General features: G+C 42.0%; 24 protein-coding genes and 2 tRNA genes (1 of these 26 running past the window's edge). 11 read left to right on the top strand and 15 right to left on the bottom strand.

Annotated elements, in window-relative coordinates:
• A protein-coding gene (locus ID47_RS07650) for a hypothetical protein (RefSeq protein WP_038465320.1) crosses the window boundary here: on the top strand, nt 1-876 show its 3' portion. The gene continues 168 nt to the left of window position 1, outside the view; the window shows 876 of its 1,044 coding nt (coding positions 169-1,044); its start codon lies off the left edge, out of view; the stop codon is at nt 874-876.
• A 48-nt stretch (nt 877-924) separates the two neighbouring features.
• On the opposite strand, the gene ID47_RS07655 is transcribed toward ID47_RS07650, so the two are convergent.
• From ID47_RS07655 to ID47_RS07665, 3 genes are all read right to left on the bottom strand, one after another.
• Entirely contained in the window at nt 925-1,359 is a 435-nt protein-coding gene (locus ID47_RS07655) for a DNA polymerase III subunit chi (protein WP_038465322.1), read from the bottom strand.
• Complete coding sequence (locus tag ID47_RS07660) at nt 1,359-2,843, bottom strand: leucyl aminopeptidase (protein WP_038465324.1); 1,485 nt, start codon at nt 2,841-2,843, stop codon at nt 1,359-1,361. Before ID47_RS07660 ends, ID47_RS07655 begins: the two co-directional genes overlap by 1 nt.
• 193 nt (nt 2,844-3,036) lie before the next feature.
• A tRNA-Arg gene (locus ID47_RS07665) sits at nt 3,037-3,113 on the bottom strand.
• Between the two features lie 103 nt (nt 3,114-3,216).
• Between ID47_RS07665 and ID47_RS07670 the strand changes: the two genes are divergently transcribed.
• Both ID47_RS07670 and ID47_RS13285 read left to right on the top strand, forming a co-directional pair.
• Entirely contained in the window at nt 3,217-3,624 is a 408-nt protein-coding gene (locus tag ID47_RS07670; protein WP_038465326.1) for an HIT family protein, read from the top strand.
• Between the two features lie 64 nt (nt 3,625-3,688).
• Nucleotides 3,689-3,880 carry a hypothetical protein gene (locus ID47_RS13285; RefSeq protein ID WP_198022271.1) on the top strand — a complete coding sequence of 64 codons (192 nt, stop codon included), beginning with the start codon at nt 3,689-3,691 and terminating at the stop codon, nt 3,878-3,880.
• Nucleotides 3,881-4,053: 173 nt separating this feature from the next.
• Here the strand turns inward: ID47_RS13285 and lepB are convergent, their stop codons facing one another.
• Entirely contained in the window at nt 4,054-4,827 is a 774-nt protein-coding gene (gene lepB, locus ID47_RS07680) for a signal peptidase I (protein WP_038465331.1), read from the bottom strand.
• 74 nt (nt 4,828-4,901) lie between these two features.
• Nucleotides 4,902-6,368, bottom strand: a complete 1,467-nt coding sequence (locus ID47_RS07685) for a replicative DNA helicase (RefSeq protein ID WP_038465333.1) — start codon at nt 6,366-6,368, stop codon at nt 4,902-4,904.
• A 78-nt stretch (nt 6,369-6,446) separates the two neighbouring features.
• Here ID47_RS07685 and ID47_RS07690 point away from each other — a divergent pair, with 78 nt between their 5' ends.
• Complete coding sequence (locus ID47_RS07690) at nt 6,447-9,476, top strand: hypothetical protein (protein WP_038465335.1); 3,030 nt, start codon at nt 6,447-6,449, stop codon at nt 9,474-9,476.
• A gap of 37 nt (nt 9,477-9,513) precedes the next feature.
• On the opposite strand, the gene ID47_RS07695 is transcribed toward ID47_RS07690, so the two are convergent.
• Together ID47_RS07695 and ID47_RS07700 are read right to left on the bottom strand one after the other, a co-directional pair.
• Nucleotides 9,514-9,825, bottom strand: coding sequence for a hypothetical protein (locus ID47_RS07695; RefSeq protein WP_038465336.1), 312 nt, complete (start codon nt 9,823-9,825; stop codon nt 9,514-9,516).
• Nucleotides 9,826-9,898: 73 nt separating this feature from the next.
• Nucleotides 9,899-10,510, bottom strand: a complete 612-nt coding sequence (locus ID47_RS07700; RefSeq protein ID WP_051908755.1) for a J domain-containing protein — start codon at nt 10,508-10,510, stop codon at nt 9,899-9,901.
• Here ID47_RS07700 and ID47_RS07705 point away from each other — a divergent pair.
• Together ID47_RS07705 and ID47_RS07710 are read left to right on the top strand one after the other, a co-directional pair.
• A complete protein-coding gene (locus tag ID47_RS07705) occupies nt 10,509-10,769 on the top strand; it encodes a BolA family protein (protein ID WP_038465338.1) in 261 nt (86 codons plus the stop codon). The genes ID47_RS07700 and ID47_RS07705 overlap by 2 nt on opposite strands.
• Nucleotides 10,770-11,182: 413 nt before the next feature.
• Nucleotides 11,183-11,365 (top strand): YdcH family protein, encoded by a 183-nt coding sequence (locus ID47_RS07710; RefSeq protein WP_038465340.1) that lies wholly within the window; start codon nt 11,183-11,185, stop codon nt 11,363-11,365.
• Here the strand turns inward: ID47_RS07710 and ID47_RS07715 are convergent.
• Genes ID47_RS07715 through folP form a run of 4 tightly spaced genes read right to left on the bottom strand, consistent with a single transcriptional unit; the run spans nt 11,362 to nt 14,924 of the window.
• Complete coding sequence (locus tag ID47_RS07715) at nt 11,362-12,123, bottom strand: aminotransferase class IV (RefSeq protein ID WP_051908756.1); 762 nt, start codon at nt 12,121-12,123, stop codon at nt 11,362-11,364. The genes ID47_RS07710 and ID47_RS07715 overlap by 4 nt on opposite strands.
• A 1-nt stretch (nt 12,124) precedes the next feature.
• On the bottom strand, nt 12,125-12,694 hold the full coding sequence (locus ID47_RS07720) for an anthranilate synthase component II (RefSeq protein ID WP_038465342.1): 570 nt from the start codon (nt 12,692-12,694) through the stop codon (nt 12,125-12,127).
• Nucleotides 12,691-14,037 carry an aminodeoxychorismate synthase component I gene (gene pabB / locus ID47_RS07725; RefSeq protein WP_038465344.1) on the bottom strand — a complete coding sequence of 449 codons (1,347 nt, stop codon included), beginning with the start codon at nt 14,035-14,037 and terminating at the stop codon, nt 12,691-12,693. Before pabB ends, ID47_RS07720 begins: the two co-directional genes overlap by 4 nt.
• Nucleotides 14,038-14,048: 11 nt before the next feature.
• The gene (folP, locus tag ID47_RS07730; protein WP_038465346.1) at nt 14,049-14,924 is read right to left on the bottom strand and encodes a dihydropteroate synthase; all 876 of its coding nucleotides are present in this window, start codon (nt 14,922-14,924) and stop codon (nt 14,049-14,051) included.
• 64 nt (nt 14,925-14,988) lie between these two features.
• Between folP and ID47_RS07735 the strand changes: the two genes are divergently transcribed.
• Nucleotides 14,989-16,146 (top strand): phosphoglycerate kinase, encoded by a 1,158-nt coding sequence (locus tag ID47_RS07735; protein WP_038465348.1) that lies wholly within the window; start codon nt 14,989-14,991, stop codon nt 16,144-16,146.
• Here the strand turns inward: ID47_RS07735 and ID47_RS12975 are convergent.
• The 3 genes from ID47_RS12975 to ID47_RS07745 all read right to left on the bottom strand — a co-directional run bounded on the left by ID47_RS12975 (nt 16,050) and on the right by ID47_RS07745 (nt 19,253).
• Nucleotides 16,050-16,349 (bottom strand): hypothetical protein, encoded by a 300-nt coding sequence (locus tag ID47_RS12975; RefSeq protein WP_156956707.1) that lies wholly within the window; start codon nt 16,347-16,349, stop codon nt 16,050-16,052. The two genes, ID47_RS07735 and ID47_RS12975, sit on opposite strands and share 97 nt — an antisense overlap.
• A gap of 8 nt (nt 16,350-16,357) precedes the next feature.
• Nucleotides 16,358-16,666 carry a hypothetical protein gene (locus tag ID47_RS07740; protein ID WP_038465350.1) on the bottom strand — a complete coding sequence of 103 codons (309 nt, stop codon included), beginning with the start codon at nt 16,664-16,666 and terminating at the stop codon, nt 16,358-16,360.
• A gap of 406 nt (nt 16,667-17,072) precedes the next feature.
• On the bottom strand, nt 17,073-19,253 hold the full coding sequence (locus ID47_RS07745; RefSeq protein ID WP_051908757.1) for a S9 family peptidase: 2,181 nt from the start codon (nt 19,251-19,253) through the stop codon (nt 17,073-17,075).
• A gap of 195 nt (nt 19,254-19,448) precedes the next feature.
• On the opposite strand from ID47_RS07745, the gene ID47_RS07750 reads away from it, so the two are divergent.
• From ID47_RS07750 to ychF, 3 genes are all read left to right on the top strand, one after another.
• Nucleotides 19,449-19,525: transfer RNA gene (locus ID47_RS07750), tRNA-Arg, on the top strand.
• 19 nt (nt 19,526-19,544) lie between these two features.
• Nucleotides 19,545-20,690: a CCA tRNA nucleotidyltransferase gene (locus ID47_RS12445; RefSeq protein WP_075261586.1), complete on the top strand. Its 1,146-nt coding sequence runs from the start codon at nt 19,545-19,547 to the stop codon at nt 20,688-20,690.
• A gap of 70 nt (nt 20,691-20,760) precedes the next feature.
• Nucleotides 20,761-21,861, top strand: coding sequence for a redox-regulated ATPase YchF (ychF, locus tag ID47_RS07760; protein WP_038465352.1), 1,101 nt, complete (start codon nt 20,761-20,763; stop codon nt 21,859-21,861).
• Between the two features lie 87 nt (nt 21,862-21,948).
• Here the strand turns inward: ychF and ID47_RS12680 are convergent.
• A protein-coding gene (locus ID47_RS12680) for an IS5 family transposase (protein ID WP_156956708.1) occupies nt 21,949-22,775 on the bottom strand; the annotation gives its coding sequence in 2 pieces (ribosomal slippage) (nt 21,949-22,388 and nt 22,388-22,775; 828 coding nt in all).
• 324 nt (nt 22,776-23,099) lie between these two features.
• Here ID47_RS12680 and ID47_RS07775 point away from each other — a divergent pair.
• On the top strand, nt 23,100-24,230 hold the full coding sequence (locus tag ID47_RS07775) for a hypothetical protein (RefSeq protein WP_038465358.1): 1,131 nt from the start codon (nt 23,100-23,102) through the stop codon (nt 24,228-24,230).
• Nucleotides 24,231-24,361: the final 131 nt, after the last annotated feature.

The raw sequence follows: 24,361 nt of genomic DNA on the forward strand, positions 1-24,361 counted from the left end.
GAGCAATTTGAAAAATTGATGAATCAAAGAAATTTACTAGAAATCGAACAATTAACTATTCGGCAGATCCTTGTCTGCGTACCAAATATTGCACTTAAAATATTGAGTCCAGCAAACTTAATTTCTATTATGGGAGGATCTAACCTTATCCTCTATCATCCTGAAAAAAGAGCGTTAGCTGAAATTAAACACAATAGCTGGACTCTGGATAGCCCAGCCCCGACAAATCTCACCCCAATATCTAGAGAAAGTATTATTGAACAAGCGAACGAAGATCCCGATGGTATTATCCTCTTTGATCAACATTTCATGACGCCCGATCTTTGGCCAACCTTGACTATGATCATAAAAAGTGCACCTTTTAACAAAGATCAAACAGATATTTTGCAGAAAACCAAATCGGCTTTAACAACACACATAAAGAAGATGACAAAGGCCCATATAAAGGCTCAGAAAAAATTTAATAAATACTATATGATTGAGGATAGCCTTAAAATTCTTCATAATTTAGATTCGAACCAAGAAGATCACCATCTCCAACAGACTGCTGTACAACTAGAAATTTTAAAAAGTAATTATCGTTTGCAGAAGCTAAAGAAAATTATTTCAGGTAACCAGCTTATGAAAAAATTTGATGCGCTTTCTCCAGAGGATACATCAAAAAAATTCCCAGCTTTTCTCTTCTTTAATTACGAACCAACGGCATCAGAGCTAGAAGCATCAGAAAATTTGGAAAAACTTAAGCAATATCTTGCCAACAAAAAAGAAGAAGCAGATAAACAAATTGCTTGGATGGAAGATATTGACCAAAAGATCCTCTTCGAAACTCTTATAATTAATGAGATAGATCGCATTCTTCAAACTCTTGTCTACTAAAAAAAGGGGGCATACCCCCCCATCTATTCCAAGAATCCTTTAGATTTTTTATCCCTGCCCCCAAGCACCCTTGTCATTTTGTTTCCAGTAGGTCAGCTTGAAGTCCCTGTCTCGATAAGACTTATATCTGTCCCGCGCGTTATGAACAGTATCCGGATTATTTCCATCAAACATATCCATACACCGATCAAAACCATTATCAGGGATCATTGCCCCATTGAGTACAATAACAACCTCAGCCTTATTAATATTGTCCGCGGATAAAGACAACCAAACAGGATGCCTCAACGGATCACCAACAAAACCATGAGGAATAAAGGAAGTGGGTGAAAAGGTCCACAGCACGCTATTTAAAGTTTCCAGGCGTTCTTGAGAATCGCACACAATAAGGGCACGCAATCCATTCAGATAGATTTTCTCAACTAACTTCGGCAACGCCTTCTCTAAAGGCGTTACTGTTAGATGATAAAAAGCAACATCCATTACGAGGTAGCCTTTTCAATATGCTTTTTGACCCAGTGGTTCAAAAGACGTACACCAAATGCTGTGGCGCCTGCTTGATAAGTGCCCTTGGCCTTACTATCCCAAGTTGTACCCGCGATATCTAAGTGAGCCCATTTAGTCCCATTGACAAAACGTTGCAAGAATTGAGCCGCAGCAATACTACCTGCATTGCGCCCATTTCCGAGGTTCTTAACATCAGCAATCAGAGAATCAATATCTTTGTCATAAGCTTCAGACAACGGCAAACGCCATAATTTTTCACTGACCTTTTTTCCCGACTCTGCCAGCATATCAGCTAACTCATCATCATTTGAGAAAAGACCTGCATGGTCTGATCCCAAAGCAATAATGACGGCCCCTGTTAGAGTAGCTAGATTCACCATATAGGATGGCTTGAATCGATCTTGAGTATACCAAAGCGCATCGGCTAGAACAAGGCGTCCCTCCGCATCCGTATTGAGAATTTCAATTGTTTGACCGGAAAGTGAGGTTACCACATCGCCCGGGCGTTGAGCATTTCCATCCGGCATATTTTCTACAAGCCCCATGACACCAACCGCATTAACTTTAGCATTACGACCTGCTAAGGCTCGCATCACTCCCAAAACCGCACCAGCACCGCCCATATCCCACTTCATGGCATCCATATCTTGAGCTGCCTTAATAGAAATACCGCCGGTATCAAAAGTCACCCCTTTACCCACAAAAGCCACGGGCTTATCGTCAGCGTTACCACCATTCCATTGCATAACCACAACTTTTGATTCTTTCGAACTTCCTTGGCCCACGCCCAGCAAAGCATTAAAGCCCATCTTCGTCAGTTCTTTTTCTCCAAACACCTCAACTTTCACGCCCAATTTTTCCAAAGATTGAGCCTGCTGAGCCAATGTTTCTGGATAAATAACGTTAGGTGGTTCAGACGCTACATGGCGAGCTAAAAATACACCTTCAGCAACTTGCTCAAGTTCCTTAAATTTAGCAAATGTTTCTGCTGTATTCTCAGTTAGAACAGTGGCGTGCTTGACTTGGCAAAACTCAGATTTTTCTTTTTTGGTAAAATACTTTGGAAATGACCAGGACTTGAGTAACAATCCACTTGCAATAATACCAGCCGCCTGGACGTCCCCCAACTCTGGACTATAAATAGTGACAGACTCAGCTTGCTCTTTACCCAAGGCTGAATAAATCTTCGCTCCCAGTAATTCCAATTGATAGTGATCTTTTAACTTTTCAGCGTCCGCTGCAATCAGGTGTAATTTTGTAAGATTTGTTCCCTGAGGATAGACGAGTGAAACAACGCTACCCTTTTTAAAATCAAAATCATCAGCATTAACAATCGCCTTTAGCTGACCCGACATTTTTGCATCCAAGTCAGAAATAAACGAATCAAAATTCTTGGATGTTATGATAACCGCAAGAATTCCTGCGGTTGGCAACGCTGGCTTATTAAATTCTATTTTCATATAATCCCCCCTCAAACAAATAATCTATTGCTTTATTTGTAGAGTAAAACAGGAGCTTTTTCAATGACCAGGTTGTAAACGGGCAAATTAATCTTTTCAGTGCGGGAGTTAGGAATCTGGAAAATTTCTATTTATTAGATTTATAGCTGACGGCATAGAAGCCAATTTTCACATTATAGAGAGGGGGGAGAAATGGCGCACCCGAGACGATTCGAACGTCCGACCTTTGCCTTCGGAGGGCAACACTCTATCCAGCTGAGCTACGGGTGCTTTTGATTCTTTATAGCCGATAAAACAGCTCTTGCCAAAAGAAAATTTGTCTGGCACAGCTTTTTGCACCATTATAAGTTAAATTAGCCAAAAAGGATACATTATGCAACTCGATCATCGCCTGGCTCAATCCTCTGAATTCATTGCAGATTTAACTTTATGTCAAGTCCGGTTATCCCACAATGCAGCCTTTCCGTGGCTTATCCTTATTCCCAAGATTGATGACATTATTGAAATAATTAATCTTTCTCGCCCTGACCAACATCAGTTGATGGATGAAATCGCTCAAATCTCAAAGATTATGCAAGATTTATTTGCCCCTAATAAAATCAACGTTGCCACTTTAGGAAATGTTGTTCCTCAACTTCATATCCATGTTATCGCTCGATACCATACTGATCCTGTATGGCCAAACCCTGTCTGGAACACCATCAGTCAGGAATATTTTGAACTGGATTTACAAGCAAGAGTAGAATTAATTCGCCAATATATACAGTTTTCTATTGATTAAATTTTTGATTTTATCTACCCCTTTTTTTCCCGGCCGCAGCAACGCGAAGAGCCGGGATCTTGAGATGGCAAGCGCAAGCCCTTATGCGCTCGAGAACCCTGACCTGTCCTCAACTGGATTGGGGATCAAGCCAAGGTATGGTTTCCGGGTCGCGCTTGCGGTTGCCTGGAAAAAGGGTGGGTATAATGGTGCACTCTTCCTCATTCCGGCCTTGAGCCGGAATCCATTCCTGCGTCTGGATGCTATTAAGATTTAGACGGATATAGCTGTGGTAAAATCATCCTGTCCACAAAGTCAAGGTATGGTTTCCGGGTCGCCCTTCGGTTGCCCGGAAAGAGGCTCTCTTTTCGCGGCCAGTGAGCCGGGATAAGGGAGTTTTACATTGAAGGCCAGGAAGAAATCCTTCCACAGCCTACCTTACTGAACGTATTATTCAATAACCTTTAAGATACGATTCACCCGAATACCCGGGATCCAAGCGAGGACGTCATACCAACGGGCATCGGTTGAAAAGAACAATATTCGCGCTGGTCCTAACAAATGATCTTCGGGAATAAATCCCAACTCTTTCATATACCGACTATCTTGCGAGTTATGGCGATTATCCCCCATGACAAAATAATGTCCGGCAGGGACAGTATATTCAGGCGTATTATCGGCCGGATGAACACCAAAAGGGTACTGCATCAAAATCTCATGCGCTTTACCATTTGGCAGAGTTTCACGATAACGGGGTATAACTTTCACTGAACTATCCCGCGGATCCCTTAATGTATAATCATCCAGTTTTTCTAATTTACAGGCCACACCATTAATATGGAGAATCCCATCTTTGACTTGCACCTTATCACCGGGCAGCCCCACGACTCGTTTAATGTAATCAAGGGATTCATCATAATAAATAGTCATCCGCTTCAACAAGCTTTCTGTCTTACCCACCGGTGCACGGAATACAGCCACCTGTCCTAAGGTCGGCTTATCATTGTCCAAAAGGCGGCCCTCAAAAAGAGGGGGCGCAAAGGGAAATGAATAATTGCTGTAGCCATAACTGAACTTTGATACAAACAAAAAATCCCCAATCATCAGCGTTGGGTACATAGAAGCAGAGGGGATAACAAATGGTTGAAATAAAAATGTCCTAATAATAATTGCAATAAATAGAGCTCCCAATGTTCCTTTAAGCTCTTTGATTAATCTATCCATTAGTTTATCCTTCTTTTAATTAACAAAATGAAATATCTCCTCAAACAGTTTCTTACCGAGGAGTTATCTCATCTTTAAGAGTCCATATAATTTTCGGTCAAATTACTAAATTTAGTCAAGGCCCCATCGAAATAAAGTTTAACAGTTCCCACCGGACCGTGACGCTGTTTGGCAATGATAATCTCAGCTTGCTTATAAACTTTTTGCATTTCTTCTTGCCATTGCATGAATTTATCGGTTCCTTCCGGTGGACGGCGACGCTCAAGATAATATTCATCGCGATAAACGAACATCACAACGTCGGCATCTTGCTCAATCGAGCCGGATTCACGCAGATCAGAAAGCATGGGGCGTTTATCTTCACGCTGTTCCACCGCACGAGAAAGCTGAGACAAGGCAATAACAGGAACATCCAATTCCTTAGCAATAGCCTTAAGCCCCCGGGAAATATCCGAGATCTCCTGAACGCGATTGTCCCCTCCGCGCTTGGTTCCCCCCGCTTCAATCAATTGTAAATAGTCGATCACAATCAATCCCAATCCATGCTGGCGCTTTAAGCGGCGGCAGCGGTTGCGGATGGCATTCACCGTAATCCCAGCTGTATCATCAATAAAGAGAGGAAGATCTTGTAAAGTCCGGGTAACCTCAACAAATTTGGGAAAATCTTCAGCCCGAATATCCCCGCGACGAATCTTGTCGGATGAGACAGCAGACTCAGAGGCCAAAATACGGGATGCTAACTGCTCTGCTGACATTTCGAGAGAGAAGAAAGCCACCGGGGCCCCATTCGGATCATTATCCAGGACGGCTTTAGCCGCATTAAAAGCTATGTTGGTAGCCAACGTCGTTTTCCCCATAGACGGCCGACCCGCAAGAATCAATAAATCGGAGGGATGCAGACCACCTAAATATCGATCCATATCAATCAAACCACTGGTGACACCAACAATATGAGAATCCCGTTTAAAAGCCATCTCGGCTGTCTGCAGGGCCTCTGTAATGGCCAAATTAAACGGCAAAAGCCCCCCAGAAGACTGACCTTTAGTGGCTAAATCAAATAGCTGCTTTTCGGCTTGCTCAATTTGATTGACGGCGGTTGTATCAAATTCATAGGTCTTGGCGCTCCCGCAAATTTCTTGACCGATTTTTAATAACTCTCGACGCAAAAAAAGATCATGAATCAGCTTGCCGTAATCAACTGCACTCGACATCGATAACACTGAATTTGCAATATCAACCAGATAAGCGGCCCCTCCCACAGGTTCTAAAGCTTTATCTCGCTCAAAATAGTCTCTTAAGGTGACAGGATCAGCAATTTGTCCTCGTTCAACGAAGCGGCAGATACCTTCAAAAATTTTTCCGTGAATTGCATCGGCAAAGTGATAGGGCTTTAGAAAATCCCCCACCCGCTCCATCATTGAATTATCAAGCAACAGAACACCTAACAGTCCTTGCTCTGCCTCTAAGTTATAAGGAGGAGCATCTTCATTTTGGACAGCCACAAGAGGATTGCCCTGAAACGGAATAATATCAGATGACATATTTTGCTCACTTTAATCTAATCTTAACCACACCATAGCATACTTATAAGCAAAGAGGAAAATCTTAGGTTATCATCCATGGTTAAATTTGCAAAGATCATCCTGTCTATTCTGACAGTAATATTATCCCACGTCGCTTGGGCAGATCCTATTGTCGATGAGGTTTTAGAAGATCTGCAAAGCGGATCGAGCAGTTATTCTTCCTATTCATCCTCTGGTCGATGTACAACCACCAAAAACTGTACAGAATATTTCCAACAAAAATTGCGACAACTCACCGATAAATATAAAAGTTCTCAAAATAGGCTTAATCGGACAACACAACAAGCCGATATTGATCTCTTGACCAAAAAACTTGAAGTGGTCAGAAACCTATCGCAACGCTTACCCCTTCTTCTCAAATCTACCGTATTTTACCCTCAAAATCTGATCTTCAAAGCAATGTCAGCGCAGGGACAAACTAAATACCGTCAAGGATATCGTATTGAAGTCCCAAATTTTGATAGTGGCTTTGATGTGCTCTCTATTGATCCTGCCCACTTGACGGAAACTGACACAACAATTCTTGAACAATTGACCCATGAAGTTCATGATATGGTTGATAAAGCTCACCGCATGGCGACTCCTCCTTATACCATCAAACATATTAAAGGAATGAGTTTAAGCTATGACGACATTTTGAATGATCTTCTAACCAAAATAGATAGTCAGGATTACACACGGATGGATCGTGAAGCAGCATTGCGAATTCAACTTAACCTCTTGGATAACGTCAAGGGACATATAGCAACAGATGATCCGGCCCTTACAAAACTTCAAAACTTAAGGTCCGCTATTGAAACTGAAGCCAACAAAGCCCCCATAAGCATGGATAACTTAATTTTCTTTCTCCAAACAAATTATCAAGATCCGTCGGCTCCACTAGAAAATGAGTCAGATCATGATTGGAAAACCATGTCCCAAACTTTTATGCCGGCCAAACAACCACAACAACCAACGCCGACCACGCTGACAAATCTTACCTTTGATGTCAGTGTTGCTGGAAAGACATCGAAGTTATCAGCTAAAACAATTGGATCACGCTTTCAAGAAAAACAACGTTTTTATTCCCAAGCAACCATTTATAAGGAAATGTCCCCAGCCGCGCAAGCTGACTATAGAGCGGGCAAACGTTATACCCTAAACCAAGCCCAAATGGCGAGTCAGATTTTTGCTCCTCTTAGCCAAAAAGGAACAGATGCTATGAAGGACAGTACGCTTGAGAAACTGCGGCAGGAAATAGTTGAAACAATAAAAGCAGATTTACGAACGAGAAAATCACCCCCCTTTCAGATTATAGAAGTGAGAGGGGCCCATTACGATTATGATCAGATTTTGAGCATGATTCTTACAGACGTTGAAGATGTTCAAAATCGCCCGACTGATCGCCAAGCAAATTTAGTTATCGATCTGGGAATTGTTGATAAGTATCTACAATTGGTGGACCAGACCGATAAAAGCTATCAAAAACTTTTAAAATTAAGACAAAAGGTTGAAGGGGGGCAAGATACGCCCACATCCCGCTATGCCTATGGCTCCACCGTTACCCCACCGAAAAATCAATCCCAGGAACAATGGCTGCTGATTAAAAAACAGCTAGCCGCCCCTCAGCCAGCTCTCATGGCCAAAATTGTCAACCTCGCGGACATTACGATTAAAGTCAATGCATCCGGAAAAGCCTATACAGTTTCCTTAGCGAATGCTGGTACCGCCAATTATGCGCGCCGACGCTTAACCGTAACCACTAAATATGCAAAAGAAAAAGCCGAGATTTTAAAACAGCTCACGCACAATTTAAAAGCAATCCGGTGTAAAAATCGCGATGAATGCCGCCGGGCTTATCACGATGAGATTAAAGCAATGAAAGCTCGCTTTGGCGGAGCCGGATACAACAACAATTTTTATTCTAATTATAGCAAGAATTCATATTCAGATTATAGCAGTAATGCTTCTTCTGACTATAACAGCTATGGTACTTCATACTCGAAACGGTCTGGGCCTCAAAAGGCTCAAGAAATTGATACCGCCATCCAAGAAATGCTGGAAAATTTTTCAACTGTCCTCATGAATGCTTTTGATATGGATCGCCCGCAAACCAAGCTTATGATTTATAACAAGCTATCGGATAAAGGACGAGCCGATTATCTGAATGGTCTGCGTCTTAGCGATCCAAAGGAAGCAAAAATCTTTAAACGCCACAAGCCAAAAGAAACGCAAAAGGCAAAAACTGATAAGATGGCAATATTCCAATCAGTTCTTTCCGTTTTTGGAGTTAAGCAACCTGCAGCACCAGCACTCGCCCCTACCCCTCAGCCGCAACAGCAGATTAACTATGATGCTGCTGAGAAAAAATTATTGCCGCTTGCCTTCTTTGACACAGATGACATTTTAATCTATACGATTCAAGCACTGGATCGTAATGTGACTTCCTGCCGAACTTATAGTGAGTGTTCTAATAATGATAGTCGCATTATTGAGGGTATAACGCGCACTCTCAATCCAAAAGATCCTGTCATTGGATTTCTTCTTGAGATTACAGACGAATTAAAAGAGGCCCAAAAGTCTAATCCCATTGATTTAGACTCTATTGCAGCGGCCTTTAAAAAAGCAAAATATTCAGCAAGACTGAGACTGGAATCAGAGGATGAAAAAACATGGGAAAGCATTGAAAGCCAGAAAAATAAAAAGCGCCAACCCCCTGTCCCTCCAAGAGTTGCTAATGCTCAGGCCCTCATAAAAACTTATAACGCCAACACTCAGGCGACAGCAATGACAGGAACCCCCCTCACCCCCCCAACGGCACCAGCTTATGGGACGTCATCTGGGTATCCTTCATCTTCCTCCCGTTATGGAGCCTCCTCAACCGATAAGGCGCCTTCGTCGTATGGATCAAAAGCTGCTAGCAGTTATCGTGCGCCCTTACCTTATGGTTCATCCAGTGGACCCAATTCATCAGCGTCAAGTTATGGGCCATCGACCTATAGCTCATCCTCAAATGCATACGGCAATTCAACCCCCAACTCTAGGAACCAACCATCGTCCCAACGCTATGCGGAAACAGTTTACTAGAATGTGAGTCCCTAAAGGCTGCGAACAAAAATTGGGATTAAGATTTAATTTTCTCATCAAAATGTTGAGTGGGTGTCTTGCGCGTAATGCGATAAAAGGCCCCTTGGGTTTTTCCAACTTCACCCACAAACAATACCAGCGCGTATACCAAACTAATAAATACGCCAATGACTATTAGGAGGGCAAGCCCCCCACCTTTCATATAAGCTAAACCTGAAAAAGAGAGTATTATTGTCAAACACAATCCCCTAAACCCATACAGGACAATCTTTTCTGTTATTGATTGTACTTCCATAGAATCTTTTAGCGATATAGATCCTTCTTCTGGCAAAATGTGTTTCTCATTCATGGCTGACCATTTAATTTTCTAATTACTCTCTACTAAATAGATACTCTCTTTCTGAGAAGATTCAAGTATCCGTTCAGTATGATTTCAAACGTTCGTAGGCTTCTTTAACCTGCCGAAACTTTTCAATCGCCTCTGGGTCCCCATTGGTATCAGGATGATATTGTTTGGCTAACGCCCGATACCGTTGCTGGAGATCTGCTTTTGAAAAATCTTCTTTCAGCTCAAAAAGCTTTAGATCTTCCATGCGTTGTTTCGGCAATGAAAAAAATTGAGTTGATAAAGGTCGGCGTTGTTGGTGGTCGAAAATACCCAAAGGATCATCAAACTCAACATCAAGCTGTTTGCGCTCTCCCTGCTTTCCCAGCGGCCAACTGGGACGCTGCCAGACGATATCATCGAGGCGTTCTTGCAGTTGATCAGCTTCGCTCATCCCTGCATAATAATTCCACTTAGAATTATAGTCCCGCACATGTTCAAGACAAAACCATAGCCAATCTTGCTCACCCTTCTCAAGTTGGTGACGTGATCTCGGGGCTCGATGTTCCCCCTGTTGCGGACATCCAGAATGATCACATAAACGCCCCTCAGGCGCTTTATGCGGATTTCCCCGATCAAACCATTGCGAAAATTTTTGAAACATAGCAAGATTATGGGACTCAGCATCACATTTATCAAGAGGCATCATGGGAAAAATTAAAGATATTATTATTGAAAAACTGCAAACGCACCTGCATCCAACACTTCTCAAAGTTCAGGATGATTCCTCAAAACATGCAGGCCATGCAGATGCCGGCGAAGAAACCCATTTCCGTATTATCATCCAATCCTCGGCTCTTCACGGATTAAGCCGAGTGGCAGCTCACCAGCGGATCTATCAAATCCTGGATGATGAACTTAAAACAACGGTGCATGCGCTGGCTATTCAGATCCGATCTAGCCAATAAGAGATAAATCGGCAGGGGGTGTTTCTTTTATTGAGCATCAAAGGTATAAATCGCTGCATAAGTCGCCGTAAAATTTAAGGCGCAGGTACTCAGCATAAAACCTTCACGCCCTCTCAAGATTTAGTATGTCTAGAATGGGGAGGGGCTACTCTATAATCTCCCATGTATCCCTGGCCTTGATGGAAGACTGCTCCCAGCAGTAACCGCTTCTCATGTGGAGCTCCCCTCTCCTTAGATGAAAAAGCTAAGGTCATCGAATAACTGATCAAAAATTTTGAGCTCTGATCTTATGTGTAGAAATTTCTTAAAAGCAGCTCAAAGATTATTTCGAAATGTATTTTCTCCTCCGAGTGATTTGACATATTTTTTTTACGCCCCATATAATAAAGTGTAATTAATTCAGGGAGGTTATCATGAACATTCAATCGCACCTTGAAGCTCTCTTAAAAAAGCATGAGGAGTTAGATAAAGAGATTCGCCGCATTGAAACTCACGCCTTTGTGAGTGAGACAAATTTACATGAAATGAAAAAAAAGAGACTTAAGGTTAAAGAGGAAATTGAGCGAACGAAGAATTATGCAGACCGTCGAAGTTAAGGATTATAAACTGCGAGAGCAGACCCAATCAAACTATTAGTCAGAAAAATTTTGGTCGCCTCTTCGACATCTTGGCGTGTGATGTGATCGATGCGTACAGGTGTCATTGTTTTTTGCATTTCTTGAATGATTTTGGCGCGCATGACGCCGGGTAAGCAGCCATCACTCAACGGTGGTGTAACCAACACGCTATTGCTTAGAATAAAAACGTTAGCTGTTGTGGCGCTCACTAAATACCCGGCGTCATTGAAAAATAAAACATCATCAAGACCTCGATTTTCAGCTTCCAATCGGCCTAAAAGAGGAAGTTGATATCCCAAATGTTTAACGCCTGACAAAATAGAAGATTGTTGAAAGCAATACTGTGAAAAACTTATATGCAACAGTTGCTGGCGACGTTGATAAGGTTGCGCTGTCACCAAGAGTGTTGGTCTAACTGACTGTGGTGTCGCCAGTCCCCGCTCACCAGGTCCGCGCGTTAGAGTAAATCTTAAGGCCGTGCCGATGCCCTGAAGATTATTGCGATCAATAATAGCTAATAAAATTGCTTTGAATTCTGAGATCACTAAATTAAAAGGAATCTGGAATAAAGTGGCTCCTTTAACTAAACGGTCAAAGTGTGGCCTTAAGCATTCGATTACCATGCCATTATAAAAAAGTGTTTCAAAAACGCCGTCACCCAACATTAATCCGCGATCCGCAGGAGAAATATTAGCCTTGGAAGACTCAACATACTCATCATTAAGATAAATAATCACGTTAGAGATTGCCCTCGAAAAAGTTTTTTAAAAGCCCATGACCAAAGTCGGTAAGAACAGCTTCTGGATGGAATTGGACGCCGGCAATGGGTAATTGTCGATGACGCAGAGCCATAATTTCTCCTTCATCCGTTGTCGCTGTAATGTCAAGGCAAGCGGGAAGCGAGGCTCGTTCCACAATCAAAGAATGGTAACGTGTCACAGATAGCGGCTGAGGGGCGCCTGCAAACAAGCCTGTTCCATTGTGTTTGATTTTATGAACCTTACCGTGGACCGGCTTCAAGGCTCGGACCACCTGGCCACCAAAGACTTGACCAATGGCTTGATGCCCTAGGCAAACACCAAGGATGGGGATGTGGCACCCAAAATAATAGATCACGTCAAGAGAGATGCCGGCTTGAGTGGGCGAGCAAGGACCCGGAGAAATAATGATGTGGCTGGGGGCCAGAGTTTTTATGTGTGAAATTGTTATGGCATCATTCCGAGCCACTTCCATTTCGGCTCCTAACTCTCGACCATAGCGGATCAGATTGTAGACAAAGGAGTCATAGTTATCGATCATCAAAATCATAGGTTAAGTGCCTTTTTAAGGCCGCCAGCCTTCGTTAATGTTTCTTCATACTCCGCAATAGGATCAGAATCTGCAACAATGCCACCACCGACTTGGAAAGTCAGCTTATCATCGGTTAACAAAAAAGTCCTGATAACAATACTGGTATCCATGGTTCCGTCAAAACCAATATAGCCAATCGAACCGCAATAAACACCCCGATAAGTTGGTTCGAGTTCTGCTATAATTTCCATAGCTCTGATTTTTGGGGCCCCTGTAATGGATCCGCCCGGGAAGGTTGCTTTGAGTAAGTCGATGGCCGACTTATTGTCATCCAGCGTGCCAGTAACTGTTGTGACTAAATGGTGCACTGTGGCATAGGATTCTACCTCAAGTAGCTTGGGGACCTGCACGCTGCCCGGTTGGCAGACACGGGATAAGTCATTGCGCATTAAATCAACGATCATCAGGTTTTCAGCTCGATCTTTTTCTGATGCTGCGAGCTGTTGGGCTAGATGTTGATCCTGAACTGGATCGACTAAATCTCGGTGAATGGTGCCTTTAATAGGTTTTGTTTCCACATGCTGATCCGTTAACTTTAAAAAGCGTTCCGGGGAGGCGCTGGCGATAACATGATGCTGATCTTTTATATAGGCCGAAAAAGGAGCCGGATTTCTTTCTCGCAACCGAGCATATAAGGCAAAGGGATCACCTTGATAACTGGCTTCATACCGGCGCGTCAAATTAGCCTGATAAATATCACCTACATAAATATAGTCAATGACCTTTTGTACCTGGGACGGATAGGTATATTGATCAAAAGGATTATAGAGGTTACCAACGTCAAAAACAGAATTATTCTTAGAGGGATTAAGAGTATTGATAATCTCACTCATCCAGATTAAACGCTGGTGGGCATAGCTTAAATCTTCTGTAGGAAATCCGCTAGAAAATATCCAACCGCGCTGTTGATGGTGGTCAAACGCCACCACCACATCATAAAACCCCATCATTAAATCGGGAAAATTTAAATCATCCTCAGGGGCGGTGGGTAGGTTCTCTAAACTGCGGGCTAATTCGTAGGATAAATAGCCAACAACACCCCCCTGAAAAGGAGGTAAATCTGGAATAGTGTCAAGATGATAGGATTGTAAATGCTTCTCAAGAAGGTCTAGTGGCAGCGGTTTATCATCTTGGTATTTTTCTCTCAACATCAACCACGGATCCACAGCAATAAAAGAATAGCGCCCCCACTCTTGGGAGTTATTAGAACTATCGAGAAAAATAGAACCAACTTGATCTTTAAAAACAGAGAAAATAGCTGCTGGATCTTGATAAAATATTTCCTTTACCAACGGCTGCATGAGGGTTCTCCTTACAACGCTAATCGAATAGCATCAACCACTTTCATAGCATGAACTGTTTCCGCCACATCATGAACGCGGACAATATGGGCACCCTTTAGAACGCCGATGGTGGCGGCAGCAATGCTGCCCGGCATCCGTTTCTCCACCGAATCGCCAGTGGTATGCCCAATAAATGATTTACGTGATACGCCTAACAGTAACGGATAGCCTAAGGCTCTGATCTTGTCTAAGTGAGAAATTAATTGTAAGTTTTGATCAGGTGTTTTGGCAAAGCCAATGCCGGGATCTATAATAATGTGATGGCGTGTTAGGCCTCGGCTAATAGCGTGAATTGCCATGCGATCCAGATCACTTGCAACTTCAACGTCTATGGTGCGACCACAGGTGTTTAACGGGTCCAGGCGATCAAACTGCTGGATACATGCTCCTAGTTGTGAATGCATAATAACCACAGGAACATTTTCTTCCAGCGCAACATTAATCATGGCGGGATCCATCAGCAAGCCACTAACATCATTAATAATGGACGCACCAGCAACAATAGAAGCTTTGGCGACCTCTGATTTAGTGGTATCCACTGAAATTAAAACCTCAGGGAATTGGTGGTGGATGGCCTCAATAACAGGAACAACTCGGGATAATTCTTCGTTTAAAGACACAGGTTTGGCGCCGGGGCGGGTACTTTCCCCCCCAATGTCAAGAATATCCGCGCCTTGCTCGATGAATCCCTGTGCCTGCGCCACAGCATTTTTAATGACATCGTCATGCTTCATTAGGCCATCGCCTGAAAAAGAGTCTGGTGTGACATTAATAATACCCATGACTTTAGTTCGTCCGGTCATTAAGGAAAGGTTATAGAATTCTAAATTTTCTATTCTGGCCACTTTACGTCTTCTATGCTTTTTGTTTAATCTAGTCTTAAAATAGTCGTTAAGGTTTTAAAGTATCATGTCATCATTTTTAACTCTAGATCAGATTAATGTCACTCAACAAAATGTTCTTGTTAGACTAGATTTAAATATTCCAATAAGAAATCAAGAAGTTAGTGATGATACCCGCATTACCAGAGCTTTACCAACTCTTAACGAATTGATTAAAAAAGATGCCCGCATCATTATTTTATCTCACTTTGGTCGACCAAAAGGCCAGGTCAATCCAGAGTTTAGCTTACAACCGGTGGCGCGACTATTAACGGAATACCTTGACTGCCCTGTTCATTTTGCTTCTGATTGCATTGGAGAGGCGGCAGATTTCGCTATTCGAAATACCCCTTATGGTGGAATAGTTTTATTAGAAAATTTGCGCTTTCATAGGGAGGAAGAGCAAAATGATCCATACTTTGCGCAACAGCTTGCTCAGTTAGGTGATATTTTTGTGAACGATGCGTTTTCATGTTCCCATCGTGCTCATGCTTCTGTGGTGGGGATTGGGGATTATTTGCCCATTGTTGCAGGCCGTGCTATGCAAGCTGAATTAATGGCCCTGCAATCAATTTTAAAAGAGCCAAAACGGCCCCTTATGACAATTGCGGGTGGATCAAAAGTTTCAACCAAGCTTGAGTTATTAACCAACTTAGTCTCCAAAGTTGACTATTTAGTGCTGGGGGGAGGAATGGCCAATACATTCTTGCTCGCCCAAGGAACGGATATTGGGGAGTCGTTAGCAGAACCGGATCTAATTGAACAAGCTCACACCATCATCGCAAAAGCGCAAGAAAATAACTGTACTCTGATTTTGCCGCAAGACTACGCAACGCCAGATGGCGCTTTTAAGATTATGGATATCGGCGTAACCTCTATTCGGACAATTCAGTCAGCCCTCGATCAATGCCAGACTGTTGTTTGGAATGGGCCGGTCGGTGTTTTCGAAGTACCACCTTTCGATAAGGGCTCAGTAGCGATTGCTCACTATATCGCCCAAAAAACTCAAGAGGGCAAGTTGGTAAGTGTTGCAGGAGGCGGCGATACTTTAGCTTGTCTTAATAAAGCAGGCGTTGGGGATCAATTGACTTATACATCTACCGCTGGCGGCGCTTTTCTGGAATGGTTAGAAGGAAAAACTTTGGCTGGAATTAGCGCACTATTAGCAGGTGGCTCCCAATCATGAGCCACAGGCAAGGTGCGAATCGCCTGAATCATTCCAGAAATTGTGGCAATGATAAGGCTTAAGCTAAGCATCGGGTAAAGTTGAGTATTGAAATCAAGCCATCCTCCTAAATAGAGACCGTAAAGACCTACAGTAAGGCCTGCCCCTATGGCAACACTGGCTTTAATAAAGGTAGTGAGGAAATTTACCCAAGCTTTAATCATTGAAACTCCTATTTTTTTGAACGGTTACGGATTTTAATAGTCTCAAATCGGCTTAAGCTTTTGAGGGAGATTAAATGTCCTAAAAAGGCAATGGCAACGCCGCCCAGAACAGCTATACTCGTATGCAGAATAATCAGTAGACTATTTCCGCTGTTATTGATGAACCCAGGAAAAAAAGCAAAAATCCCCATCATAACGATAAATACGCTAATGCCTGAAACAATAATTGGTAGGACCGTTTTGCGAAATCTTCTAAATGGCTGATGCCATTGAGATTGAAAGAATTTCTTGGATTCATATGGATCGCGGTAGTTCATCGGCTCTAGCAGGTTGAATGGTCCCTCTATAATTAGAATCTCAAATAAAAGTTAATGGAGCGTTGAGACACGTGCAGAAAATAAAATTAAATGAGTTTATTATTCTTCTGTCTTGCTTATAGTCTCTTTATCTCGGCCGCAGAGGTGGGAACTCAAGCTTGCAAGGGATGATTTATGTGATTTCGAGATTCCGGATCGCACTGCGCTTGTCCGGAAAAAGGGGGAGGTTGGTAAAAATTTTATAAAAAACTTTCTTTTCCCGGCCGCAGAGCCGGGAACTCGAGATGGCAAGCGATCACTCAAACGATCTCAAAACCCCGGGCCTGGCCTCAACTAGAGGGGGGATCGAGCCTGGGGAAGCGTGAGAGATTGTGCTGAATTCTAGATAGAATAAACCTCAGAACGACTAAATCATATTAAATACTTTGAGTGCAAAGGCTACATAATCTGATTCTTCCCGCAGGGCCTCATCGCGACGCGAGCCACCCGCGTGTCCAGCAGCCATATTCATATGCATCACCATGGGCAGCGTGCCGGTATTTAACTCACGCAATTTTGCCATAAATTTTGCAGGTTCCCAATAAGTCACGCGCGGATCAGTCAAGCCCCCCGTTATGTACATGGCGGGATAAGCTTGTTTTTTCATATTGTCATACGGGGAGTAACTGAGCATATAATCAAAGTATTCCTTACTTTCAATCGGGTTACCCCATTCCTTGAATTCGCCCGGTGTCAACGGCAAAGATTCATCCAGCATCGTATTCATGACATCCACGAAGGGAACAATAGCAAAGGCCGCCTTAAAGAGATCAGGGCGATGATTCACGACATACCCCATCAACATTCCACCGGCACTTCCACCCATGGCGGCTATATTGCCAGTTGTTGTATAACCAAGATTGATAAGGGCCTCAGCACTATCAATAAAATCATGGAACGTATTCTTTTTCTTTAAATATTTACCATCCAAATACCAGTTGTATCCTAAGTCATCTCCGCCCCGGATATGGGCAATAGCAAATGCAAACCCATTATCCATCCAATGCAAGGCACGACCACTAAAAGATGGTGAAATTGCATATCCATAGGATCCATATCCGTATAACAGCAAAGGATTACCGCTTCCTGGAGTAAATTTGTCTTTACGATAAACCACAGAGACAGGCACTTTAATCCCATCGCGGGCGTCTGCCCAAATGCGATCAACATGATACAGAGCCGGATCAAAGCCGCTACCAATCTCTTGAGTTTTCAATAGCTTCTGGCTGAGATCAGTAAAATTAACTTCGTAAACGGAGGTTGGGCGCCCCAGTGACGAATAAGAAAAACGGAATGTTTCATCGTCATAATAGGTTGCAGCAACAGTGGCATCATAGGTTGCATCGGGAAAATCAATCCAGCGTAAATCATGGGAAATTGGATCCATAACCGCAATATTTTCTAAGCCTTGCCGACGGAAGGATAGAACAAAATGACTTTTATAGGGAACAAATGCTGTAATATAAGAAGCAGGATCATGCGGGATAATTTCTTCGAATTCACCTCCCTGTTGGCCAATGGGAACCCGGACTAAACGTTTATTCTCACCCTCATCATTGGTTAAAATATAAAAATATCCATTATGGTGATCTATTTCTAAATGACGTTTTTCTCTAGCATCATAAAGCTTCACAATTTTGCGCTCAGGATCTTTTAAATCGATATAGCAAACCGATTCATCCTCTTTAGAGGCTGACTGAATAAATAAATAATGTTCATCAAAGGATTGATGCAATTCAAGACTACGCTCATCAATAGTTTCTTCCATAATGAGTTGGTCTGCGTCAACAGCATCACCCAATTTATGGAAAAATACCTTTTTTACCCGCCATTCAGGGGTAAATTGGCTATAGTAAAAGCCGCTATTATCGGACAGCCACACTGTTGAGGCGACACTGTCAATCGTATCTGCTAATTGCTCACCCGTGAACAGATTGCGGACCTTTAGAGTGCAAAACTCATTGCCCTTTGTATCCTCAAGATAAATAAGGTACTGTCCATCCCGAGTCGCATGTAAGCCAGCGGCCTTATAGAATTCGTGACCTTTTGACTCTTCGTTTGCATCAAAAAAGATTTCTTCTGCGCCCTCAATACCCTTTTTACGTAACCGAACAGGGTAATTTTGTTCCTTCGTCTGACGGCTAAAATAATAGTAGTCTCCATATTTAAGAGGAACGCTTTCATCAACATCTGGGATATACCCTTTCCGTTGGTTAAACAAACGCTCTCGCTCCGCTGTTAAAGGCGTCATAAAGGCGTCATGATAAACATTCTCAGCCACCAGGTAATCTAATATTGCTGGATCCTGAACCCCATGCTCAGGACTTTTCCATTGAGGATCGCGAAGCCAAGGATAGTCATCCCACAGATCAATACCATGCACCGTTCGAACTGTTGGTCTTTTTTCAGCCTTGGGAACAGGGATTTGCTCTGGTTGAGCGGTGGGACCCTTTACTGTTGTCTGATTTTCCTGAGTCATATCTTGAGCCAAACCTTGATGAAGAGTTGTCGTTAATAACAGACTACACAATATAATCCCTTTTTGCATCCTTCATCCCTCCTAAAATTTAAGGATTGTTTCCTTTATGATCGAAGACAAATGACTTAAAAGACAAGAGTAACAATAATTCCTTAATAAGCTTAAAGAGTTGAAGGAACGTTTTTTTGCATTTTTCCAAAAAATATGTTGCAAAGCGATTTAGAATTTCTGTATAACTACCAATATCAAGTTTATCTCAGAAACGCGCCCATAGCTCAATTGGATAGAGCGTCAGACTACGGATCTGAAGGTTAGGAGTTCGACTCTTCTTGGGCGCGCCATTTATCACTGGTCGGTTTAATGGCCATCATTATTCCTGATTTATTTCCCATTCAAAAAATTTATCAAGACGCAGGTTTTAGTCTACGTTATGTTGGTGGGTGTGTCCGCGACAGCCTTCTGGGATTGCTCCCCCATGATTATGATTTAGCAACCCCGATGCCCGCCACTCAAGGGCTCATCTTATTAAAACAACATGGATACACCGTTATTCCCACCGGTATGGATCATGGAACCTTTACGCTGGTCATTAATAAACAACCTTATGAAATTACGACTCTGCGTCGTGATGTAACGACCGATGGTCGCCGCGCAACCATTAGCCATACCGAGAAATGGGAAGAAGATGCAGCCCGTCGCGACTTTACCATTAATGCCTTGTACATGGATTTTGACGGAACACTGTATGATTACGCCGATGGCCTAACCGATCTTAACTCAGGCACTATCCGTTTTATCGGCAATGCTGAAGATCGAATTCAAGAGGACTATCTAAGAATTTTAAGATTCTTTAGATTCCATGAACGTTTTTCCAAACAGCCCATCTCAGCAGCATTGAAAGCAACTTTTACAAAATTTGCCCCCCAACTCCAGACCCTTTCAGTGGAACGAATCACTCAAGAATTCTTTTTACTTTTAGCCAGCAAAGCGCCGTATGAAGAGCTTATTATTATGGATGAGTGTCAGATCTTACCTCAATTTTTAGCATCCTATAATCTGGAAAATTTTCACAATCTTTTGAAAGCAGAACTTATTGTATCGGCTCCCGACAACTTCTTAAGACGATTTGTGGCGCTTAACTGTAACGAGCATAAATTACGACTCTCCAATAAAGAAAAAAGCTATTTAACGATTATCGGTAAGTTACAGCAACAAATACATCAGGAATCCTTGCATTATCTTGCTTATAGATTTGGCTTGAGTAAGCTCCTCGATGTTTGTCTGCTCAGAAATGAAATTGATCGTTGGCAACACCTTCATTCTTTTGTTATCCCCCCCTTTCCTCTTGATGGCCATGATCTCACTGCCCTTGGGATCACTAAAGGTCCAGCCATCGGCAAAGCTCTCCGCTATGCCGAAAAACTCTGGTGCGAGAGCGCCTACGCCTTAACAAAAAAACAACTTTCCGATAAAATAAGGGAAGATATCCTCCCACAAATTAACTGACTCTTTCCTTGCTCTCCGTCCGCAAAAAGCTGTATAACTATATCCAAGAACCTAGAAGAAACGGAAAAAAATGGGATTTAATTGTGGAATCGTTGGATTGCCAAACGTTGGCAAGTCAACACTATTTAATGCACTAACAGCGACTGCAGCAGCCGAAGCTGCCAATTACCCTTTTTGCACGATTGAACCCAACACCGGCCGCGTCGGCGTCCCCGATCCACGCTTGTTTGAGTTGGCTAAAATTGCTCAATCACAAAAAATTATTCCGACTCAACTCGAATTTGTGGACATTGCCGGCTTAGTCCGCGGCGCCTCAAAAGGTGAAGGTCTAGGTAACCAATTTTTGGGTCATATTCGCAGTGTTGATGCCATTATTCATGTCTTGCGGTGTTTTGAGAATGATGACATCACGCACGTTGATGGTAGCGTTGACCCTTTGCGAGATTTGACAACCATTGAAACAGAATTGATGCTTGCCGATATGGAAAGCTTAGAACGCCGCGTCCAAGGGCTTGAGAAAAAGGCCAAAGGTGGCGATGCTGAATCAAAAGCATTGCTAGGCATAACTCAAAAAGTTCTCAAGCATCTTGAAGAAGGCAAAATGGCCAATACTTTTGAGGTTAGCAAGGATGAAAAGCCTTTATTCGATCAACTTCAACTGTTGACATCCAAGCCTATCCTCTATGTATGCAACGTCAGCGAGGAAGAAGCCGCAACAGGCAATGCTCATACAGCCAAAGTCGCCGCCTATGCGCAGCAACATGGTACAGGATCGGTTATTATTAGTGCGGCCATCGAAGCTGAGGTTTCTTCGCTCGAATCAGAAGAAGAACAACTAGAATTTTTACAATCCTTGGGCCTCCAAGAAACAGGTCTTAAACAAGTGATCCGCGAAGGGTATAAATTGCTCGATCTGTTGACTTTTTTTACGATTGGACCAAAAGAGGCGCGCGCCTGGACCACTTATAAGGGAGCCAAAGCGCCACAAGCCGCCGGTGAAATTCACACCGACTTTGAACGCGGGTTTATTTGTGCGGAAACTACTTCTTATGAGGATTATATTGCCTGTAATGGTGAGACGGGAGCCAAAGCTGCTGGCAAGATGCGTTTAGAAGGCCGGGATTATATCGCCAAAGATGGGGACATTTTCCATTTTAGATTTAACGTGTAAATTCTCTGGCTTTTCTTTAAGCAAAGCCGAAACTCCTAAAAACCCCTTATTAGAAGAAGGGGTTTTTTAATAGACTTCTTTCGAAACTCATAGTAGGAGCTCAAAATTATAAATTCCTGCTATTAAGTTGAACCTTAAAGTGAAGCGTTTGCGTCTATTTCTATACCGATCAGCAATAATTTTAAAGCGCTTGATAACGCCAATGACATTTTCATTAAGTACGCGCCCACTGGCTAATTGACGGTTGTCCTTTTTATCCTGTTTTGTTAAAGGATTCTTTTTTGTTTTCTTCTTAGGCAGCTTTGATTTAGCATGAATTTTTTGAATCCCTTGATATCCTGTATCGGTCAAAATGCTTGTTTCAGGATGAACCCGTGTTTTTGATTCTTTAAACAAGCGAAAATCATGGCGTTTACCGTTAGAGAAAGCTGTACAAATAATCTTCTTACTCTTTTTATCCACGACTAACTGACTTTTCAGAGTATGCCTTTTCTTTTTACCGGAGTAAAAATACTTTTGCTTTTTTTAGGTCTCTCAATGGGACTTTCGGTTGCATCAACAAGCACCATTTCATACTTAACGTCACTTTTCAAAAGCTCTTTGCGACCAGGTAAAGCAAAGTCTGGATGTTTAATCAACGAATCTTCAATCCATCTCACTGCCTTATAGGCTGTGCTTTCACTTACTCCATAACTCTGGCTTATGTGAAAATACGTCCGATATTCTTTTAAATATTCCAACGTCATTAACAACATATCTTCTATACAAAGCTTAGTGTTTCTGCCGCCTTTCTTTTTCTTCAGTTGAGTTGCTTCTCTTAAAATTTCTATCATCCTATTAAAGGTTGTACGCTTGATACCTGTTAGGCGCCGAAATTTCTCTTTATCTAATATTTCTACTGCTTTGAGTTTCATAATGCTCCCTTAAAAGCATCACAATACATAAAATTTATCTAATATTCGAGTTTCGAAAGAAGTCTATTGTTTAAAAGGTCAGATTTTCTCTTTTGGTTTTATTGGACTAAGATTAATCATTAAGGCAACAAATAAATAATACATAATATTTTATTTTTAAATAAAATATTTAATTATTGCTGTTTCATATTAAAAGTAGGAAATTTTATTTAAAATTCAACTACCATTATTTATACGTATTAGTCCAGAATTACTCAGGTGGTAAATGTAACTTTAATTAAATAGTTAATTAAATTTATTTAAACTACATAAAGGAGAATAGCTATGAAAATTTCAATTAAACTTTTTAAGTTCCTATCAATGTATTTAACCAGTATTTTCTTTTTATTCTCATTATTCTCAGAATCAGCTAGTAGCAATCAATTAATTATGGCAATAGAAGATGGGAATGGAGATGTTAACGTTACAAGGTCTGCAGATGGAGAAAGCTGGGAACCTCCTTTTTCTACTCCTAGCACTCGGAAAACTAACCTGCCTGTAAGCCTAGTTTGTACAGGGGGGGGCAATATCCTTATGGGAAGAGTAGATCAGCAGAGTAATAATATTTATTATACACCAGCTAATTTATGTGGTGAGAAGCGCACTTGGTCGAATTCTGATTTTTCCCCTAATAACACTTGGAAAACTACACTGCCTGTAAGCCTAGCTTTTCATAATAATAAGCTCTATATGGGAATGGTAGAGGAGGGCGGGAATATTGCCGTTGCCTGTGAGAGGGCGCCACAGTGGAGATTAGCTCATCTCCCTATAAGACCCTACTTCACAAAAACAGAGGGTTTTTTGATCCCTGATAGCCACCCTGATAGCCATGGCATCACTTGGAAGTATATTTACAAGATGGAGATTTTCCTGCCTTTCCCAAAGACGTTTGTAAGCCTAGCTTCTCATACTGATGGTTATCTCTATTTGGCAATGGTAGATAATTTTGGAAGAATTGATTTGTCAAGGTCTGCAGATGGAGAAAACTGGAAAGATTCTTATAGTCCTCATGTAGTACCTCAAGTAGTACCTCTAGGAGGAGAGGATGAGAGAAGGTGGTGGAGCTATAAAAAGGCTGTAAGCCTAGCTTCTCATAAGGAAAATCTCTATATGGCAATGGTAGATAATACGGTTGTTGGAAGAATTAGTTTGTCAAGGTCTGCAGATGGAAAAATCTGGTCAGTTCCTTCTTATATAAATTGGTGGACTCCCCATGCTGTAAGCCTAGTTTCTTATTCTTATCTTTATCGGGATCCAAATACTGGAAGTAATACTATTATAAGGTATCTCTATATGGGAATAGTAGATGCTAAGGGAGACATTCATTTAGCAAAGTCTGCAGATGGAGAAACCTGGGAAATTCGTAATCTAAATAGGAATACAAGACAGCCTGTAACTTTGCTAAATTGCTATTAATAGAGATTGAAATACAAAACTGCTTGTAAGCTTGATGCAACATTAATGAATTAACGTGAGTTCGACATAAGGATATGAGAAATACTTAAATAGTCTTGATAATTTAGTAGGGAGCCATAAAATCTTATTAA

Source organism: Candidatus Paracaedibacter acanthamoebae (assembly GCF_000742835.1).
In the GTDB taxonomy this organism is placed as follows: Bacteria; Pseudomonadota; Alphaproteobacteria; order Paracaedibacterales; family Paracaedibacteraceae; genus Paracaedibacter; species Paracaedibacter acanthamoebae.

Excerpts from the sequence above, each read along its gene's own strand:
- ID47_RS07740 (WP_038465350.1), bottom strand. The coding sequence starts at position 16,666 with ATGAACTACCGCGATCCATATGAATCCAAGAAATTCTTTCAATCTCAA.
- lepB (WP_038465331.1), bottom strand. The coding sequence starts at position 4,827 with ATGGATAGATTAATCAAAGAGCTTAAAGGAACATTGGGAGCTCTATTT.
- ID47_RS07695 (WP_038465336.1), bottom strand. The coding sequence starts at position 9,825 with ATGAATGAGAAACACATTTTGCCAGAAGAAGGATCTATATCGCTAAAA.
- ID47_RS07735 (WP_038465348.1), top strand. The coding sequence starts at position 14,989 with ATGTCATCATTTTTAACTCTAGATCAGATTAATGTCACTCAACAAAAT.
- ID47_RS07705 (WP_038465338.1), top strand. The coding sequence starts at position 10,509 with ATGGGAAAAATTAAAGATATTATTATTGAAAAACTGCAAACGCACCTG.
- ID47_RS07690 (WP_038465335.1), top strand. The coding sequence starts at position 6,447 with ATGGTTAAATTTGCAAAGATCATCCTGTCTATTCTGACAGTAATATTA.
- ID47_RS07670 (WP_038465326.1), top strand. The coding sequence starts at position 3,217 with ATGCAACTCGATCATCGCCTGGCTCAATCCTCTGAATTCATTGCAGAT.
- pabB (WP_038465344.1), bottom strand. The coding sequence starts at position 14,037 with ATGCAGCCGTTGGTAAAGGAAATATTTTATCAAGATCCAGCAGCTATT.
- ID47_RS07685 (WP_038465333.1), bottom strand. The coding sequence starts at position 6,368 with ATGTCATCTGATATTATTCCGTTTCAGGGCAATCCTCTTGTGGCTGTC.
- ID47_RS07775 (WP_038465358.1), top strand. The coding sequence starts at position 23,100 with ATGAAAATTTCAATTAAACTTTTTAAGTTCCTATCAATGTATTTAACC.
- ID47_RS13285 (WP_198022271.1), top strand. The coding sequence starts at position 3,689 with ATGGCAAGCGCAAGCCCTTATGCGCTCGAGAACCCTGACCTGTCCTCA.
- ID47_RS12445 (WP_075261586.1), top strand. The coding sequence starts at position 19,545 with ATGGCCATCATTATTCCTGATTTATTTCCCATTCAAAAAATTTATCAA.
- ID47_RS07660 (WP_038465324.1), bottom strand. The coding sequence starts at position 2,843 with ATGAAAATAGAATTTAATAAGCCAGCGTTGCCAACCGCAGGAATTCTT.
- ID47_RS07745 (WP_051908757.1), bottom strand. The coding sequence starts at position 19,253 with ATGCAAAAAGGGATTATATTGTGTAGTCTGTTATTAACGACAACTCTT.
- ID47_RS07720 (WP_038465342.1), bottom strand. The coding sequence starts at position 12,694 with ATGATTTTGATGATCGATAACTATGACTCCTTTGTCTACAATCTGATC.
- ID47_RS12975 (WP_156956707.1), bottom strand. The coding sequence starts at position 16,349 with ATGATTAAAGCTTGGGTAAATTTCCTCACTACCTTTATTAAAGCCAGT.
- ID47_RS07710 (WP_038465340.1), top strand. The coding sequence starts at position 11,183 with ATGAACATTCAATCGCACCTTGAAGCTCTCTTAAAAAAGCATGAGGAG.
- ID47_RS07700 (WP_051908755.1), bottom strand. The coding sequence starts at position 10,510 with ATGATGCCTCTTGATAAATGTGATGCTGAGTCCCATAATCTTGCTATG.
- ychF (WP_038465352.1), top strand. The coding sequence starts at position 20,761 with ATGGGATTTAATTGTGGAATCGTTGGATTGCCAAACGTTGGCAAGTCA.
- ID47_RS07655 (WP_038465322.1), bottom strand. The coding sequence starts at position 1,359 with ATGGATGTTGCTTTTTATCATCTAACAGTAACGCCTTTAGAGAAGGCG.